Raw genomic sequence first — 17,021 nt, forward strand, 5'->3', positions numbered from 1 at the left:
ATGGAATTTCTCGAACTCTCCCCGCTGGCTGTGCTGCTGCCGATATTCGGTGCCGGCGCAGCGTTCCTGGCGCGCCGCCGCCTCCGTGTCCAGCGGCTGATCACGATCGGCATCCTCTGCCTGACGCTGGTCCTCGAAGCCGGCATGGTGGCAGCGGTGTGGGGCGGCGAAAGCTATGCCATCCACATTGGCGGCTGGGACTCGCCGTTCGGCATTGCGCTGATGGTCGACGGCTTCAGCTCCTTCATGCTGCTGATTTCGACCGTGGTGTCCCTCGCGGTGCTGTTCTACGCGACCAGCCAGGGCCTGGCCGATGGGGACGAACCGGGGCCGGTATCGGTCTTCCACCCGGCCTACCTGATTCTGCTCGCCGGCGTGTCCAACGCCTTCCTCGCCGCGGATCTATTCAACCTGTATGTCGGCTTCGAAATCCTGCTGACCGCCAGCTACGTGCTGCTGACCCTCGGCGGTACCGCCGAACGCATCCGCGCCGGAACCACCTATGTGGTGGTTTCGGTGGTGTCCTCGGTGATCTTCCTGATGGCGATCGCAATGATCTATGCCGCCACAGGTACCGTGAACATGGCAGACTTGGCGGTGAAGCTGCCCGAACTGGACCAAGGCCCGCACCTGATCCTGCACGTGCTGCTGCTTATTGCCTTCGGCATCAAGGCCGCCGTTTTCCCGCTCTCGCTCTGGCTTCCGGACTCCTATCCAACGGCTCCGGCCCCGGTCACCGCGGTATTCGCCGGGCTGCTGACCAAGGTCGGGGTGTACGCGATCATCCGTACCGAAACGCTGTTGTTCCCCGGCGGGACGGTTAACGCCGCGCTGCTGGTGGTTGCGGCATTGACCATGGTCATCGGTATTCTCGGTGCGCTGGCCCAGACGGACCTCAAACGTATGCTTTCGTTCACGCTAACCAGCCACATCGGCTACCTGATCTTCGGTGTTGCCGTCGGCGGACCGCTGGCCATCGCCGCCACCATCTACTACGTGGGCCACCACATCATCGTGCAGACCTCGCTATTCATGGTTGCCGGGCTCATCGAACGCCGAGCAGGCAGCGCGAACGTGACCAAACTCGGCTCGCTGGCCAAGCTGTCTCCGATGCTTGCCGTGCTCTTCTTCATTCCGGCCATCAACCTCGGCGGCATCCCGCCCTTCTCCGGATTCCTCGGGAAGTTCGGGCTGTTGCATGCGGCGTCGTCCGAGGCAGACGCCTTGACTTGGGTGGTCATCGGCGCCGGGCTGCTGACCAGTTTGCTGACCCTGCTTGCGATTATTCGTGTGTGGGCGCGTATGTTCTGGCGCCGTGCGGCGGATGCCGAGGTGCCAAACGCGCAATTGATCGCAGAATCGACGCGGGTTCTGGAACATGCCGCGGCAGGCGGCGCCGAGTCCCCGCATCTGGGCAGGAAGCTTGCCCGCGAGTTGGAATCCGAGTCCCTGCCTTGGGGGATGCGCTACGCGACCGGTTCGCTCGTTGCCGCAGGTATCGCGCTGACCATATTCGCCGGGCCGATCTTCGCCTTCTGTGAACGCGTGGCGGCCGAATTGATTGCACGTGAACCATTCATCAACGCAGTACTACCGTTGAGTTAGGAGGAAAGGCGCATGAAGGACAAGAACCTCAAACATCGTGACCAGCGCATCGATGATGCGCTGGATACCTCCGGTGTCCGTCACCGTGCCACCTTCAAGCAGGAGTGGCCGTTGCTCCTGCTGCTCATCTTCGTATGGGGTGCACTGTGGCAGGACTTCTCGGCCGGGAATCTATTGTTTGGCGCGATTATTTCGATCGTCATCGTGAATCTATTCCCGCTGCCGCCGGTGGTGCTTCCCGGACGAATAAACCTTTGGTATTGCCTGAAGCTCTTCGCGTGGTTCCTCGGTCAGGTATTCGTCGCCAGCGGCCATGTGGCGCGAGTTGCGATAGTACGCCGTAAGAAGGCACGCAGCGCGGTGATCGCAGTGCCGCTGCGCACCGAATCTGACTTGGTAGTGATGACCGTGGGCCATGTGCTGACCCTGATCCCAGGTTCCTTCGTGGTGGACGTGGACCGCAGCAGTTCCACCTTGTACCTGCACTATCTCGATGTGAATAGCGATGCGGATGTGGAAAAGGCGCGAGCGAATATCCACGACATTGAACGCCGGTTGATCATGGCCATCGGAAGCCCCGATGAATACGAGGCGATCAAGAATGAATGCGGTCCGGATTTCTCCAGCAGGAAGCCCAAGAAATGATTGAAATAGCTGTATGGATTGGCGGAGTGATGTTGGCGCTGGCCTCTATCGCTTGCCTGTGGCGGGTTTTCAAGGGCCCCTCGATTCTTGACCGGGTGCTCGCTCTCGACGTCATGCTGTTGATCATTTCCAGTGCGCTGTGCCTAGACATGGCGCTGAACCGGCACACCGATTACCTGCTGTTCACGGTGGTTGCATGCACCTTGGGATTCATCGGCTCGGTTACCGTCTCGCGGTTCGTATCGGATCAGAGGAACGCCTAATGGACACGTTCTTAGAAGCACTCGCTGCGCTCTTGCTGGTACTTGGTTCCCTGATGTCGCTGATCGCCGGAATCGGTTTAATTACCTTCCCGGATCTGCTTTCACGCATGCACGCGGCCACCAAACCACAAGTATTGGGCTTCCTGCTGCTCTTCGCCGGACTCATCATCCACTTGCGCAGCTGGGGACTGATCCCGGTCTTTGCATTGGCCTGGGGATTGCAGCTGCTGACTGCCCCGGTATCGGCGCACATGATTGGCCGCGCCGGATATCGCACGAAGCACGTGGCGAAAGAAACCTTGCATGTTGATGAACTAAAACAGGTCATTAGCAATCATTCGCAGACGACCGGAACCACCGCAGCGGTGCCGCCAGCGAAACCTGCACAGAACGACGAGCCCGAGAGCACCTAGCTGCTGGTTAAACTTTGGTGGGGCAGGCCAAATGGCCTGCCCCACCAAAGGAATTCGGCAATGTTACTTGCTGAACTTCTTCATGGCCTTGTTGGTGCCGCGATCAGCCAGCACCTGGATAATCGATGCGACCACGGCGGAGAAAATGGCGAACCCCAAAGCCTGGCGCATACTCGCTTCCGCGGCTGCTTCCTTGCCGTGACGTGGCGCGTCGTTTCCGGTGAAGCCTTTCCAGACCTTGTCGACCAGTCGGCTTCCAAGCATTCCCGCTCCCATTGAAATTCCAAGGGTAACAAGCTTCTGCACTGAGTTCATGAGGACCTCGCATTCGCGTCGTAAGGTTTCGTTCTGTAGCCCAGCATACCTGCGGTATGGTGGTTGAGCAGTAATCATTCCGACAGGGGAGCGTCATGCCGTTCGCGGTGCAAGACGCTGAGAGTGCGATAGATCGCAGACCCTCGAACCTGCCCCGGCTAGTACCGGCGAAGGAAGTCGAGCATCTCGGATGCGGATCATGGCGCGCGATTAAACGCCCACCGGTCCGTGCATCTCCCCTCCTTACATAGGAGGACAAACCTTATGAACGTTGCACCAGCAACTAACCGTGCCAGCTGGCGCGTGGTCGACATCGTTGTGGCCTCGGTAATCGCGGTCGCCTCGGGCGTTATCTTTTGGGCTTGGAACGCCGGATACGGATTGGTCAGCCTTGCTTTCGTGGCGTTCCCACCGGCAAGCGCCTTCGTATCTGGCATGTGGCTTTTTCCCGCGGTGCTCGGTGCGTTGATTATCCGGAAACCCGGTGCCGCGCTGTATTGCGAGATCCTCGCCGCCGTCATCTCAGCCTTGCTAGGTTCCCAATGGGGATTAGCGGTGCTGTTCTCCGGCCTGATCCAGGGGCTCGGAGCCGAGGTGGTCTTTGCCGCAGTGCGGTACCGCCGGTGGAACCTGCCGGTGGCACTGCTTGCGGGATTCATGTCGGGAATTTTCGGCGGAATCGGCGAAGCCTACCTGCTGGGGTACTTCGCTGAGTACACCGAGGCGATGAAGCTGTTCCACGTAGTTGCCATGGGCATTTCCGGCCTAGTTATTGCCGGACTTCTCTCGTGGTTGGCAACCCGTGCTCTGGCGAAGACCGGTGCCCTGGGAGCATTGGCTAGCCGTTCGGCACACCTTGAAGGTTCGCTGCGCAGTGCCTGAATTGAGTTCTTCGACTACCGAAGCCACCCCCGGGCACCTCGGCGGTGGCGGCTTTGAGATCACGGCCGACAACTTTGGCTGGCACCATGCCGAACGTCCATTGCCGGCGCTTAGCGGACTGGACCTGCATATTCCCGCCGGGCAGAAGGTCCTGCTGCTAGGCCCATCTGGCGCCGGTAAATCAACGCTCTTGCACGCCTTGGCTGGAGTTCTGGAGATCGACGAACGGCAGCAGGCCACTGGCAAACTGCAGATTCAGCGACGGGATGCCTTTGCCCGCAGCTTCCCGGTCGGGTTGATGCAGCAAGACCCCGAAACACAGATCGTGCAGAGCCGGGTCGGCGACGATGTCGCCTTCGGTGCGGAGAATCTTGGAATGGCTCCGGAACTGATCCGCGCGCGAATCCCCGAGGTGCTTCGCGCGGTAGGACTTGGGAATCTGGATTTGTCGCACCGCACCCAGGAACTCTCCGGTGGCCAGAAGCAGCGGCTGGCCTTGGCCGGGATTCTTGCTATGGGCCCCGGTCTGATGCTCCTGGACGAACCCACCGCAAACATTGACCCGTCGGGGATCGCGCCGCTGCGTGATGCGGTGATTGCCGCCGCCAATGCCACCGGTGCGACACTGCTTGTGGTGGAACATCGCTTGCAGGCCTGGGCAGAACACGTAGACCGCGTACTCGTCCTTGCCCCTGGCGGAGGGATCGCCCATGACCTCGAGCCGCGGGCGCTCTTTGAGAATGAAAAGATTCGCCGTGAATTAGCCAGGGCGGGCATTTGGATTCCCGGCTACGTTCCGCACACCGAACCTCTTCACTCACGCGAGGGAGCGGAACTGCTCGCGGCGGTGAACCTGCGCGCGGCGCGCCATCCGCAGGCGGTGCGCACGGCCGAAATCAACTTGCGGCTGCGCGCCGGCCAAGCGTTGGTAATTCGCGGGGAAAATGGTGCAGGGAAATCCACCTTGGCGCTGACCTTAGGCGGATTGCTTGAGCCGGCTACGGGCAGTGTCGAAGCAAGCAGCGACCTGGCCGATGGGTTGAGTCCGCAACCCTTCAGCTGGCGGGCAGGGGCATTGGTTGCACGGATCGGGTCGGTATTCCAGGAACCGGAACATCAATTCGTCACGCAAAGCGTCCGCGAAGAATTGGCATTCGCACCTACCCGAGCACGCCAGGCCGGGGTGGAGAACGAGAAGTACGCTCCAGCGCAGATTGCTCTGCGGGTGGAGGAACTGCTGGACCGCTTGGGGCTTGCCCATCTGGGCGAGGCCAACCCGTTCACGCTCTCCGGTGGCGAGAAACGCCGACTTTCGGTAGCGACGGTGCTGGCCGCCTCACCAGATGTATTGATCTTGGACGAACCGACCTTCGGGCAAGATGCCAATACGTGGCTGGAACTGGCAAACATCCTGATCGAGGCGCTCGAATCGGGGATAACCGTGGTCGCGGTGACCCACGATGAAGATTTCGCTCACGCGCTCAACGCGGCGCAGATCGTAATGACTCGCGAGGAGCCGGATGCCAAGCCGGCAGCGGTACGCCAAGGCCCGATGCTCGACGCGCCCTTGGGGGATAGCTGGCTGGCAAAAATCAATCCGTTGGCCAAGCTGGGTGCGATCGCTGCGGCAACCTTGCCGTTGATCTCGACCATCGACTGGGTCTCTGCCTGCGTGGTCATCCTTGCTACGCTCTTTGCCTTGCCGCTGGCGGGCTTGCGTTTGGGCACGTTTATGCGCCGCGGCTGGCCGCTTATTGTTGCCGGGGCCCTCGCCGCCTGGGGAATTGCCTTGGTAGGTGAAGACTCCGGCGAAACGCTGCTAAGCCTGGGGATACTCAGCATTACCGAAGGATCGGTGAGCGCCGGAGTAGCTACCGGATTGCGTACCCTGGCGCTCGCGGTGCCCACGGTGCTCTTGCTCAGTTCCACGAACCCCAGCGACCTCGGCGGCGCCTTGGCGCAACAGCTCAAGGTTCCGCACCGATTCGTCTTGGGAGCCCTTGCCGGGATGCGGTTGCTGGGCTTGCTGGTGGAGGAATTCACCACCCTGACGCTGGCCCGCCGCGCGCGAGGAGTCGGCGACCTTCGCTCACCGACCCAACGGGTGAAGGCGAAGCTCGGGCAGGTGCTCGCGCTGTTGGTGCAGGCATTGCGCCGTGCCGGAAGGCTTGCGGTGACTATGGAAGCCAAGGGCTTTGGCACGGGAACACGTACCTGGGTGCGCTCGGTGTCCTTCACCTGGCGTGACGGCGCGGTGTTGGCAACGGGTGTGCTATTGGGTACCGTGGCCATCGGTGCCGCCTTGTGGGCGGGCACCTTCAACCTGGTCTGGAGTTAGCGGACCGAAGCGCTGAGCTCGCTGAGCTCCGCATGGAGCTCGGCGTCTAGGCGCAGCGGTTTCGCGTCAAGGGTGTGGACCGCAGTGAGCAGCCGTACCGAAGAAACCAGCCAGACCCCATCGGCCTGATAGAGGTCCTCCGGTCGGAGCGGACCGTAGCCCAGCTCCCAACCGTACTGTTCCGCCGCGTCGAAGATCGCGCTTTGGGTAGTGCCGGGCAGGATGCCAGTTTCAAGCATCGGGGTGATCAGCCGTTTGGTGTCTCCATCGCGTTGGGCAATGAGCACGGTTGAAGTTGGGCCCTCCAAGACCACACCGTCCGAGGAGGTGAAGATGACGTCCTGGGCTCCGTGCTTGTGCGCGAAACGCAAGGCCGCCATATTCACCGCATAGGACAAGGTTTTGGCGCCCATCAGAAGCCAGGGGGCCCGCTCGGCAAGCTTCGAATCGTAGCCGCGGTCCAGCAGCAGAACGTCGATTCCGGTCTCGCGCTGGTCTTTGCCCAACTGCGGGGCGGGGGCCACGGTTACCCAGCACAGCGCCTGCTCGGCATCGGAATCAGCGCGCGAAACCACGAGTTTGACCACTGCTTCTTCGGCGCCGCCATCGGCGTCAAAGTCAGCCACGGCGGTATCGATGGCCGCGCGCCAACGGTGCTCGTCGGGGATGACAAGATCGCAGGCCTCGGCGGAAATAGCCAGACGGGCCAGATGCGCTTCCATTTTGCGTACGGCCTGGTTGGTGTACAGCATCGACTCGAACACGCCATCGCCTCGAGTCACGCCTTGGGCGGTTACTGGAAGTTGTGGTGCGTTAATGTCTGCCAAGCGCCCGGCAGGATACGCCGGATCAAGGAATACGAGTGAGCTCATAGTTAAAGATTATCGAAACTTTGCCGCACTACGCACCAATGAGGGCTTCAAGCACGCACAAGTCGCCACGGATTGGATAGTCTAAGTCAAGGAGTTTGGCGCGCTGACTGCGTCAAAGACGCTAAATTCGTAAATGAAAAAGAGAGCGGAGCGTGTTTAGATGTTGCCTAGCGGCGAACTGTTGCTTCAGATTGGTGCCGTCCTGTGGCCAATTGCCGTAGCAATTGACATCATTGTGCGCTTCGTGATGATTGGCATCGTCCCCGGAAACCGCCGTCCAACCACCGCCATGGCCTGGCTATTGGCGATCTATTTCATTCCCGTGGCAGGCCTGGCCGCCTACCTGCTTTTTGCGAATCCGAGGCTTTCGCGGCGTCGTTTGGAGAAGCAACGCCGCGCCAATGAAAGCATCACGAACGCCACCTCCCACATGCAGCTTCCCGAAGAATTCCACTCCACCGAAGAATGGGTGGAGTCTGCGGTCGTCCTCAATCGCAAGCTTGGGGCGTTCCCGCTTGACGGAGGAAACAAAATTGAGGTGCTTTCCAATTACAAGGCATCCCTGGAATCCATGCGCCAGGCGATCGAGCAGGCGCAACGCTACGTGCACATCCAGTTCTACATCATGGGCGATGATGAAGAATATGTTGGCCCGGTCCTCGACGCATTGGAGGCCGCCGCACGCCGCGGGGTGAACGTCCGCCTGCTCTTCGACCATCTAGGCACCTTGCGCGTGACCGGCTACCGGGATTTGAAGAAGCGGCTGCGCAAATCGGACATCGAATGGCGCGCGATGCTGCCCATCGACCCGATTGGCCGGCGCTGGCGACGCCCCGATCTGCGCAACCACCGCAAGATCCTCGTCGTGGACGGTGCGGTAGCGTTCACCGGCAGCCAGAACCTGATCGAACCGGGCTACAAGCGCGAGTCAGCCCATGCCCTAGGCCGCGAATGGGTCGAGATGATGCTGCGCGTCGAGGGTCCATTGGTGCGTAGCCTGGACGTCACCTTCGCGACCGATTGGTGGCAGGAAGATGACACTACCGATGTCTTGTCGGATTTGACCGAAGCCTCGCACCCGCTGTCGCAGGCAGACCAACCCGGAGCAACACTCGCCCAGGTATTGCCGAGTGGACCGGGCTACGAATCCGAAAATAACTTGCGGCTATTCAATACCCTGATGTACTCGGCCACCGAACGGCTGAAAATCACCAGCCCGTATTTCGTGCCCGATGATTCGCTGCTCTATGCCATCACCACCGCCGCGCAACGCGGCGTGGAGGTCGAGCTTTTCGTCTGCGAAAAAGGAGACCAGTTCCTGGTGCATCACGCGCAACAGTCCTATTATCAGCAGCTGCTGCAAGCTGGCGTGAGAATCTACCGCTACCCGGCCCCGAAGGTCCTGCACACGAAGTGTTTCACCGCCGATAACGATGTTGCCGTGGTCGGCTCCTCGAATATGGATATGCGGTCGTTCAGCTTGAATATGGAGATTTCGGTGATGATGCTCGGCCCGGAGATTGTCGACGCGGTGAACAAGGTGCAAGATCACTACCGCGAAATATCTTCGGAGCTGACCTTGAGCGAGTGGCGCCGCCGTCCACGCTTGCAGCGCTGGATCGACAACGTCTGCCGGTTGACCGCTACGCTGCAGTAATCCACGGGGCTCAGTCCCGCACCGGGAATTCTGTGCCGAGCGCCGAAAGCACACCCACGGATTTGGTGAGCACTTCTTCCCATTCCTCCTGCGGGTCGGAATCGGCGGTGATGGCACCGCCAAGCCCGAGGCTCAATTCCCAGCCATCGGTGGACAGCCGATCGCAGACAAGGGTACGGATGACTACCGAAAAATCCGCCGATCCATCGTGGCCAAGGTAGCCTACGGCGCCCGAGTAAAGCCCGCGGGGCCGTTGCTCTTCCAATTCGTCGAGGATCTCCATGCTCGAGAGCTTCGGCGCTCCGGTCATCGACCCCGGAGGAAACGCTTCGCGCAGGGCCAGGGCCGCGTCTTGGCGGCTTCGCAGCCGGGCATCAATGGTGGAAACCATTTGATGAACCGTCGCATAGGTCTCCACCGCGCACAGGCGCTTGACGGCTACCGTGCCGGGGAGCGCATAGTGCGACAGATCGTTGCGCAGCAGATCCACGATCATGATGTTTTCGGCGCGGTCTTTCGGGTGCGTGGCCAGATCGTGGGCCAGCGCCAGATCTTCGGGCTCGCTTTTACCGCGCGGGCGGGTTCCCTTGATCGGTTCGGCACGAAGTTTGCCGTGGGCGTCCAAGCTCAGGAATCTTTCCGGGGAGATGCTGGCGACCTCGAGATCCGCCATGCGAAGGTAGTGCGCAAAAGGTGCGGGGCTGGATTCGCGCATCCGGCAATAGGCTTCGAAGGGCGAGAAATCTTCGACCCGGGCTTTCAGCACAGTGGTGAGGCAGGCCTCGTAGGTGTTTCCCTCAAAAATCTGTTGTTGAACCGTCCGGACCTTCTGCCGATATCCGTTGGCGGAATCTGCGCATTCGAAGTCCAGGGCCGGCAATGGGGCGCCCTGGCGCGTACCGGCCGCGGCGGCCGCCGCGATGATCTCGCTAAGCGCGGCTACGCGGTCGGCGGCGCAGTGGAGCATCAGGCGATCCAACCGGTGGTCGACGACCAAGAGGGCATCGGGGCAGAAGAACTGCGCGTCGGGCCGAGTGCTGCCATCGGCCAACAGGACGCTGCGATCTTGTGCGCCGAGCTCGCGGCTCAATTCATAGCCCAGATAGCCCACCCATTGCGGCAGCGGATACTCCTGGGCCAGCGCCGAGTGCGGGGGCCACAAACGGTGCAGGGCGGTGAAGAACTCCCCGCCTTGCTGCACGGTGGCCGAGCCGGCATGGACTACGGTTCGATTCGCTACGCTCGAAAGGACTGCGGCGGCGGGATCCAGCGCCAAGGCGAGCACCGAGTACCTATTGCGATCCAACGGATCGGTAAGTTTGTGGCTCGTGGATTCCAGCAGTGCGGCCCTCGGCAGGGCGGAAGCTACGGCCTCAAACAGGGCCGCTACATCTGCCGGCGCCGCGAAGGTCGCCTGCAGCGCTGGGGCCGGCGCCGGGTCATCGTGGGGGAGCAGGCGTTGCAGCGCGGCCGGGAGGAATCGATGCGCCGTGCGTAGCTGTTGGCTCGGGGTTTGCTCCGTTGCCGCATTCAGCACGATGGTGACGTGTTCTTGCGGGGCCTCTGCGTGGAGATAGGCCGTCTCTTGGGCAGCCCACTGCTGCCAGTACGGGCGGTAGGTTTCGCCGTCTCGCGCCAACGCCCGCTCGCGGCGCAGGGTCGCGGGCGCGTCCAGCCAGATGCTCACATCCACGAAGTCGCGCGCAGCGGTTCCAGCGGCGCCAACGCCTTCGATGATGAGCACCGGGCCGGGGGCAAAGGTTCGTGGCGCCCCGTATTGGTTCGTTTCCCAGTCCCAGGCTTGCCAAGCCACTTCGTGGCCTTGAGCCAGTTCGGGAAGGAGCTCAGCGTAGAGCTTCCGGGCGCGTCCAAGCCCATCCCATCCGGGATACAGGTCTTCGAGGTGCAAGATATCTGCGCTTGCGCTGGCCCCCAGGGTGGTGGCTAGGGCGGCCGCGAATTGTGTTTTGCCCGCGCCGGAACGACCGTCGAGGGCAATAATATATGGTCTAGCGGTTTCCACGGGAGGCGATATTACTCCGCACATAATCGACGAGGGCGGGCAGGCTGGCAGCGATCATCTTCCAAGTTTCCCTGAAATCCCCGGCGTCGCCATACCAAGGGTCGTAAACGCCCTGGCTGTCATGGGGCTCGTTGGCAATTGCCGGATCGAAAGACCGGAACATGCGAAGCAGCGGTCGATCGGCTTGGTCGATCTCGGCTAGGTCCGGCACAAGGAATTCGAAGTGATCGGTGTCCATTGCCAATACCAGGTCCATATGCGCCAGTTCTTCGACGGTGACCTGTTGCGCCACATGCTCGGTGGCATCAAGACCGTGCTCGCGCAGGGTGTTTGCCGCCCGCGGGTCGATGGGATGGCCAACTTCCCCGTCGGTGGTCGCCCTGGAAGAGAGCTCGACCTCGGAGACCCCCGCGTCGCCCAACGCATTTTTGAGCATGTACTCGGCCATAGGCGAACGGCAGATGTTTCCCGTGCACACGATCATTATCCGGAACATGTCATTAGTCTAGGCACAAGTGGGGCTAACCTTCGAGAGCTACGCGCCCTATTTATGAGAACAAAAAGGCAACGATTTTGCTACGCGCTTCGGTGCCCTGGTGCTGCGCGGTGACTAATGCAGGAAAAGCAGCAGTGCGGCCACGAAAATGAAGAGCGTGCCAAAGACCAGATTAAGGATCTTCGCTCCGCGCGTGGTGGCGGTGAATCGTTGAAAGGTGCGTGCCGTGGCGGCGAAGAAGAACCACATCACCAAGATATCCACGCAAATGATCGTGCCGATGTAGATGGCATACTGCGCGATCAGCGGCTGGTCCGGACGAATGAACTGCGGTGTGAACGCCAGGAAGAACACGATGGCTTTGGGGTTCAGCAGATTCACCAGGATTCCGCGCCGAACCATGGCCCAGCGGCCCACCGCACCGCCTTGAGTGGTTCCGTCCGAGGCGACATCCGGTTTGGAAAGAATCATGCGGATGCCCAAATACACCAGATAGGCCGCGCCGGCATAGCGCACCGCGGCGAAGATCGCCGGTGATCCGGCAACCAGCAGCCCGACTCCAGCGGCAACGATGATCACGTGCATGAGCAACGCGATCTGCTGGCCGAGGATTCCCCAGATGGATGAGCGGAAGCCAAGCCTCATCGCGTTGGTCATCGTATTGATTGCGCCAGCGCCCGGGGTGAAGCTGATGACGATGCTCGCTCCGAGCAGGGAGATCCAAAGTGCAAGAGTCACTGGATCAGCTTAGTGTGTTTCGGCCCCCGGAGCGGATTTGGCTTCGTGACGTGACACGACTTCAGCTCTGGCGGCGTCGACCCCGGCTACGACTCGGCTCATGAAATCGGTAATGAGCGAGATTTGCTCGGAATCGTAGTCGGCGACGATTTCGAGCATGTTCTTGCCCAGCGGCAGAAACATCTCCTTCCCTGCGCGGCGTGCTTTGTCGGTCATCGCGATGCGCACGACCCGGCGGTCCTTGTCGGTTCGCTGCCGTTCGATATAGCCGATCTTTTCCAGCCGATCGAGCATCGCCGTCGTTGCCGGCGAGCTTAACTGCAGGTCCCGGCTTAGATCCCGCGGGGAGGGAAGGGCGCCGCGCAGCTGATGCTTCATGATGATCGAAAGCGCGTTCATATCCGTGCGGTGCGTGCCGTGGATCGATCCGGTCGACTCAACATATCGATCGGATGCAAGGCCGAATTCTCTTAATAGCGCCACAAGCTGATGGTTTGTAGTCGTAGACATGACTTTGATTGTATAGTTCATTTAATCATTCCATGATGGAACTACTTTCTGCTAGGCTGAGCTTGCCCGACATTCTTGGCAGAACCGTGTCATTGCGAAAAGGAACAAATCGTGCCGCATCTGAGAAAGCCAGAGTTGCCTTCGAAAAAGAAAGCCGTGGGAGTCCGCTTGGGGGTGTATTCCCTGGTGATCTTGCTTTGGTTGGCGATTGCAGGGGTGGGCGGGCCAACTTTCGGCAAGCTCTCCGAAGTCCAGACGAATGACCAGGTTGCCTTCCTGCCGGCAACCGCAGAGGCGACCCGAGCCCTTGAATGGCAGAACAAGTTCCGCACCTCGGATGCGATTCCGGCGGTGGTTCTGGTCACGAGCGAAACCGACCTCCCGGCCAGTGCCGGGGAGGACCTGGCCGCGCAGCTCGCGGACTTCGCCTATCTTGACGGGCAGGTTACCGGCCCCTTCGTTTCGGAAGACGGGCAAGCCGTTGAACTGCTGGTGCCGGTGAGCGCAGAGGTGAAAGCGAATGTTGGAGTCGAAGACCTTCGGGCGAAGCTGGCGCAGATCATCCCCGATGGCACCACGGGTTATGTCACCGGCCCCGCCGGGTTCAGCGCCGACCTCACCGAAGCCTTCGGCGGAATTGACGGGGTGCTTCTGGGCGTAGCCCTCGTGGCCGTGCTCGTCATCCTGCTGCTGGTCTATCGATCGGTGCTGCTGCCATTTGCAGTATTGCTCACCTCGGTGGTGGCGCTTTGCGCGGCGATCCTCACTGTTTACTACATGGCCGATGCGCAGTGGATCAGCCTCGACGGGCAGTCGCAAGGAATCCTGTCGATTCTGGTGATCGGTGCGGCGACGGATTACTCGTTGCTCTTCGTGGCGCGGCACAAGGAAGCTCTGGCGGAAGGCAAGGACAAGCGCCAAGCCGTCGCCAAGGCCTGGCGCAGCTCCTTGGAGCCGATTGTCGCCTCCGGCGGCACCGTGACGGTCGGCCTGCTCTGCCTGCTGTTCTCCGATCTGAACTCGAACAAGGCGCTGGGGCCGATTGGGGCCAGCGGCATCATCTTCTCCATCATTGCCGCTCTGACCTTCCTGCCCGCAGTGCTTGGCCTGCTCGGCCGGGCCGCCTATTGGCCATTCCCGCCGAAAGCCGCACAGCACGGTGAGCATGCCGTGGTGAAAGAAGGGCTGTGGGGGCGCATCGCGAACTTCGTCGCTGCCCATCCGCGTCCCATCTGGATCCTCACGTTGTTGGTTCTTGCCGCGGGTGCGCTGGGGGTAACCCAGCTCAAGGCGCATGGCGTTCCGCAAAGCGAGCTGGTCATTGGCGGTTCGGAATCACGGGACGGGCAGGCCGCCCTCGGTGAGCACTTCCCTGCGGGATCCGGCTCACCAGCCATCGCGGTGGTGAGCGAAGCCGATGCGGCCATCATCCTCGAAGATGTACTGGATGTCACCGGAGTGGACTCCGCTTACTTGCAGGCAGAAGACGGCGGGCCAGCCATGGCCGCACGCGGTGCCGACCCGCAAGTGATCGAGGGACGCAGCCTGATCTCCATCACATTGAGCGACGCCGCGGACTCGGATGAAGCCAAGGAAACCATTGGCGCACTCCGCGCGGCGGTTCATGCGGTGGACGCCGAGGCGCTGATCGGCGGAACCACCGCGACGCAGCTCGACACGGCCGATACCGCTCTGGCGGATTTGGCCAAGATCATTCCGCTGACACTCATAGCGATCCTGATCATTCTGATGCTGTTGCTGCGTTCGGTGCTCGCGCCGGTGCTGTTGATCGTCACCACGGTCATCTCCTACGGAACCGCAATGGGCGTGAGCGCCTTGGTGTTCAACGGCATCTTCAACTTCTCCGGCGCAGACCCGGCGGTGCCCCTGTTCGGTTTCGTATTCCTGGTGGCCCTCGGCGTGGACTACAACATCTTCCTGATGACCCGGGTGCGTGAGGAAACCTTGAAGTATGGAACCCGCGAGGGCATGCGCCGGGGGCTGAAGGTAACCGGCGGGGTGATCACCTCGGCGGGTGTAGTTCTGGCAGCGACTTTTGCGGCCTTGGGTGTCGTGCCGATCATGTTCCTCGCCCAGCTGGGATTCATCGTGGCCTTCGGGGTTCTGCTTGATACCTTCGTCGTTCGAAGCCTGCTGGTGCCGGCGCTAGTGGAGGAAATCGGGCCGAAAGTCTGGTGGCCCTCGAAGCTCGCGAAGAAGGCCGAATAACCCCCGACGTGTCTGAGATCTCTTGATTTGCGGGCATTTGACGGACTCAGGCACTGTCTGGGTCCGTCAATGGCCTGTAGACTGGGGTTGTGCGCACCAGTAAGTGATTTGGTGATTCTCCCGGAAAGCTCGGTGCGCATTCGTCGACAGTTTAGATTTCCCGCTGATGATCTGCGCCGCAATGCGCCTTTCCTCTCCCCAAGTTATCGGCCCGATTATGGCTTTTGCTTGTGGTGGACTTCCTCCTGGCTCGGCGAAACCAAACGTCGAAACCGGCGTGCGAATCAGAGAGAAAGTTTGAGCGTGACTACAACTTTTAGCGCCCTTGGCGTGCCCGAAAACCTATCGAATGTCTTGGCGAAGCTAGGCATCGAATCGGCCTTCCCCATTCAGGAAGCGACCCTTCCCACCACACTTGCAGGCGGCGACGTCCTGGGCCGTGGACAGACCGGTTCCGGCAAGACCCTTGCCTTCTCGATCCCATTGGTAGCGCGCTTGGCGCAGCGACCACAGCGTCGCAAGGCTCGCTTCCCACGAGCATTGATCATGGCTCCAACCCGCGAATTGGCCACCCAGATTGCCAAGGCAGTGGACCCACTGGCGGCAGCCTCCGGACTGCGCACCACCGTGATCTACGGCGGCGTGGCTCAGAGCCGCCAGGAGAAGGCCATGAACGAGGGCGTTGACATTGTCATTGCCTGCCCCGGCCGCCTTGACGATTTGATCAAGCAGAAGGTCGTTGACCTGTCCCAGCTGGAAATTTCGGTTCTGGACGAGGCCGACCACATGGCCGACATGGGCTTCTTGCCGGTAGTGCGCCGCATCATGGACCGCATGCCAACAGGAATCCAGCACATGCTGTTCTCCGCCACCTTGGACAATGGCGTGGACAAGGTCGTCAAGCGCTACCTGAGCAATCCAACCATCCACTCGGTTGATGCCCCGGAAGCCGCGGTGAACACCATGGAACACCACGTCTTCGTGATCCCGGCTGACGACAAAAAGGAACTGATCCGTATTCTGGCTCAGGGCACCGGACGCCGCATCATGTTCATGCGCACCAAGCACCACGCCAAGAAGATGGCAGTTGTCCTTTCAAAGGCTGGAGTCCCGGCAGTTGATTTGCACGGCAACCTGTCGCAGAACGCTCGTGATCGCAACCTCGCAGCCTTCTCCTCGGGTGAGGCGAAGGTACTGGTAGCCACCGACGTGGCCGCCCGTGGCGTACACGTTGATGGTGTGGAGCTCGTTGTGCACGTGGACCCACCGGCAGAACACAAGGCCTACACCCACCGCTCGGGCCGTACCGCACGTGCAGGTTCGGATGGAACCGTAGTGACCATCTGCACCCCTGATCAGCAGGGCGACGTTTCGACTTTGCTGAAGCAGGCCGGGCTGAAGGTACCTTTCGAAAAGGTCAACCTGAACTCGCCAGTTGTGGCTAAGGTCGTCGGCGAAGTTGCCGAACTCGTTCCTTATGTTGCTCCAGCACAGCAGACCCGCAACCCAGCGAAGAAGAAGCCTGCCGGCGAATCCTCGAACGCCCGTGGCGGACGCGGTGGCGCACGCAATGCACGCGGCGGCAAGCCTGCCGGTGAGGCGCAGGGCCGCGGCGGAGACCGTCGCCGTTCAGATCGTTCCGGTGCATCGAACCAGTCGGAGCGTCCAGCACGCGAATCACGCGGCGCTAATGCTGAGCGTCCAAGCCGTTCGGCTCGTGGAGCGAATGGCGAGCGTCCGTCGAACTCCCCACGCTCAGCACGATCCGGAGGCCGCAATGCTGCAGGTGCCGCAGGTGGTCGCTCACGTGGACCACGTCGTGCATCAAGCCCTGCTACCGGCGGACGGTAAGAACTAGTACGAAAAAGAACCTCCAGACAGCCAAAAGCTGTCTGGAGGTTCTTTTTGTAGTGGGGTTGCCGACCTGACCGGACAATGGGAATTGGAGACTTTTGCGCCGCATTGTGCAAACGTTTCCTATGTAAAAAGTTGGAAAAATACTGAAAAGTTTGATGTTTTCCCTGCATCCGAGTGT

Annotated in this window: 15 protein-coding genes and 1 riboswitch; of the genes, 9 read left to right on the forward strand and 6 right to left on the reverse strand. The window is 60.9% G+C overall.

Annotated features, from left to right (window positions below; all coding sequences use genetic code 11):
• The 4 genes from ACT3UQ_RS12530 to mnhG are packed head-to-tail and all read left to right on the forward strand — an operon-like array spanning nucleotide 1 to nucleotide 2,926.
• Complete coding sequence (locus ACT3UQ_RS12530) at nucleotides 1-1,605, forward strand: Na+/H+ antiporter subunit D (protein WP_096283293.1); 1,605 nt, start codon at nucleotides 1-3, stop codon at nucleotides 1,603-1,605.
• A 12-nt stretch (nucleotides 1,606-1,617) separates the two neighbouring features.
• Nucleotides 1,618-2,250 carry a Na+/H+ antiporter subunit E gene (locus ACT3UQ_RS12535; RefSeq protein WP_105553278.1) on the forward strand — a complete coding sequence of 211 codons (633 nt, stop codon included), beginning with the start codon at nucleotides 1,618-1,620 and terminating at the stop codon, nucleotides 2,248-2,250.
• Entirely contained in the window at nucleotides 2,247-2,513 is a 267-nt protein-coding gene (locus ACT3UQ_RS12540; RefSeq protein ID WP_096283295.1) for a monovalent cation/H+ antiporter complex subunit F, read from the forward strand. Before ACT3UQ_RS12535 ends, ACT3UQ_RS12540 begins: the two co-directional genes overlap by 4 nt.
• Nucleotides 2,513-2,926 (forward strand): monovalent cation/H(+) antiporter subunit G, encoded by a 414-nt coding sequence (gene mnhG, locus ACT3UQ_RS12545; protein WP_096283296.1) that lies wholly within the window; start codon nucleotides 2,513-2,515, stop codon nucleotides 2,924-2,926. The genes ACT3UQ_RS12540 and mnhG overlap by 1 nt, the downstream gene beginning before the upstream one ends.
• A gap of 63 nt (nucleotides 2,927-2,989) precedes the next feature.
• Here the strand turns inward: mnhG and ACT3UQ_RS12550 are convergent, their stop codons facing one another.
• Nucleotides 2,990-3,241 carry a DUF4235 domain-containing protein gene (locus ACT3UQ_RS12550; protein WP_096283297.1) on the reverse strand — a complete coding sequence of 84 codons (252 nt, stop codon included), beginning with the start codon at nucleotides 3,239-3,241 and terminating at the stop codon, nucleotides 2,990-2,992.
• Nucleotides 3,242-3,315: 74 nt separating this feature from the next.
• Nucleotides 3,316-3,434, forward strand: a riboswitch (TPP riboswitch).
• Nucleotides 3,435-3,505: 71 nt separating this feature from the next.
• On the opposite strand from ACT3UQ_RS12550, the gene ACT3UQ_RS12555 reads away from it, so the two are divergent.
• Both ACT3UQ_RS12555 and ACT3UQ_RS12560 read left to right on the forward strand, forming a co-directional pair.
• On the forward strand, nucleotides 3,506-4,123 hold the full coding sequence (locus ACT3UQ_RS12555; RefSeq protein ID WP_096283298.1) for an ECF transporter S component: 618 nt from the start codon (nucleotides 3,506-3,508) through the stop codon (nucleotides 4,121-4,123).
• 1 nt (nucleotide 4,124) lies between these two features.
• Nucleotides 4,125-6,461: an ATP-binding cassette domain-containing protein gene (locus tag ACT3UQ_RS12560; protein ID WP_105553365.1), complete on the forward strand. Its 2,337-nt coding sequence runs from the start codon at nucleotides 4,125-4,127 to the stop codon at nucleotides 6,459-6,461.
• Here the strand turns inward: ACT3UQ_RS12560 and ACT3UQ_RS12565 are convergent.
• On the reverse strand, nucleotides 6,458-7,333 hold the full coding sequence (locus ACT3UQ_RS12565; protein WP_105553276.1) for an aminodeoxychorismate lyase: 876 nt from the start codon (nucleotides 7,331-7,333) through the stop codon (nucleotides 6,458-6,460). The two genes, ACT3UQ_RS12560 and ACT3UQ_RS12565, sit on opposite strands and share 4 nt — an antisense overlap.
• 160 nt (nucleotides 7,334-7,493) lie before the next feature.
• Here ACT3UQ_RS12565 and cls point away from each other — a divergent pair, with 160 nt between their 5' ends.
• Nucleotides 7,494-8,990 carry a cardiolipin synthase gene (gene cls / locus ACT3UQ_RS12570; protein ID WP_105553275.1) on the forward strand — a complete coding sequence of 499 codons (1,497 nt, stop codon included), beginning with the start codon at nucleotides 7,494-7,496 and terminating at the stop codon, nucleotides 8,988-8,990.
• Between the two features lie 10 nt (nucleotides 8,991-9,000).
• On the opposite strand, the gene pabB is transcribed toward cls, so the two are convergent.
• The 4 genes from pabB to ACT3UQ_RS12590 all read right to left on the reverse strand — a co-directional run bounded on the left by pabB (nucleotide 9,001) and on the right by ACT3UQ_RS12590 (nucleotide 12,757).
• Complete coding sequence (gene pabB, locus ACT3UQ_RS12575; RefSeq protein WP_444637213.1) at nucleotides 9,001-11,013, reverse strand: aminodeoxychorismate synthase component I; 2,013 nt, start codon at nucleotides 11,011-11,013, stop codon at nucleotides 9,001-9,003.
• Nucleotides 11,000-11,509, reverse strand: a complete 510-nt coding sequence (locus tag ACT3UQ_RS12580; RefSeq protein ID WP_105553364.1) for a low molecular weight protein-tyrosine-phosphatase — start codon at nucleotides 11,507-11,509, stop codon at nucleotides 11,000-11,002. The genes pabB and ACT3UQ_RS12580 overlap by 14 nt, the downstream gene beginning before the upstream one ends.
• Nucleotides 11,510-11,623: 114 nt before the next feature.
• Nucleotides 11,624-12,247 carry a LysE family transporter gene (locus ACT3UQ_RS12585; protein ID WP_105553273.1) on the reverse strand — a complete coding sequence of 208 codons (624 nt, stop codon included), beginning with the start codon at nucleotides 12,245-12,247 and terminating at the stop codon, nucleotides 11,624-11,626.
• A 9-nt stretch (nucleotides 12,248-12,256) separates the two neighbouring features.
• Nucleotides 12,257-12,757 carry a MarR family winged helix-turn-helix transcriptional regulator gene (locus tag ACT3UQ_RS12590; RefSeq protein ID WP_105553363.1) on the reverse strand — a complete coding sequence of 167 codons (501 nt, stop codon included), beginning with the start codon at nucleotides 12,755-12,757 and terminating at the stop codon, nucleotides 12,257-12,259.
• A gap of 111 nt (nucleotides 12,758-12,868) precedes the next feature.
• On the opposite strand from ACT3UQ_RS12590, the gene ACT3UQ_RS12595 reads away from it, so the two are divergent.
• On the forward strand, nucleotides 12,869-14,986 hold the full coding sequence (locus ACT3UQ_RS12595) for an MMPL family transporter (RefSeq protein ID WP_374954771.1): 2,118 nt from the start codon (nucleotides 12,869-12,871) through the stop codon (nucleotides 14,984-14,986).
• A 303-nt stretch (nucleotides 14,987-15,289) separates the two neighbouring features.
• Entirely contained in the window at nucleotides 15,290-16,837 is a 1,548-nt protein-coding gene (locus ACT3UQ_RS12600) for a DEAD/DEAH box helicase (protein WP_105553272.1), read from the forward strand.
• Nucleotides 16,838-17,021: the final 184 nt, after the last annotated feature.

The organism is Glutamicibacter sp. AOP12-B1-11 (assembly GCF_052379245.1).
Lineage (GTDB): Bacteria > Actinomycetota > Actinomycetes > Actinomycetales > Micrococcaceae > Glutamicibacter.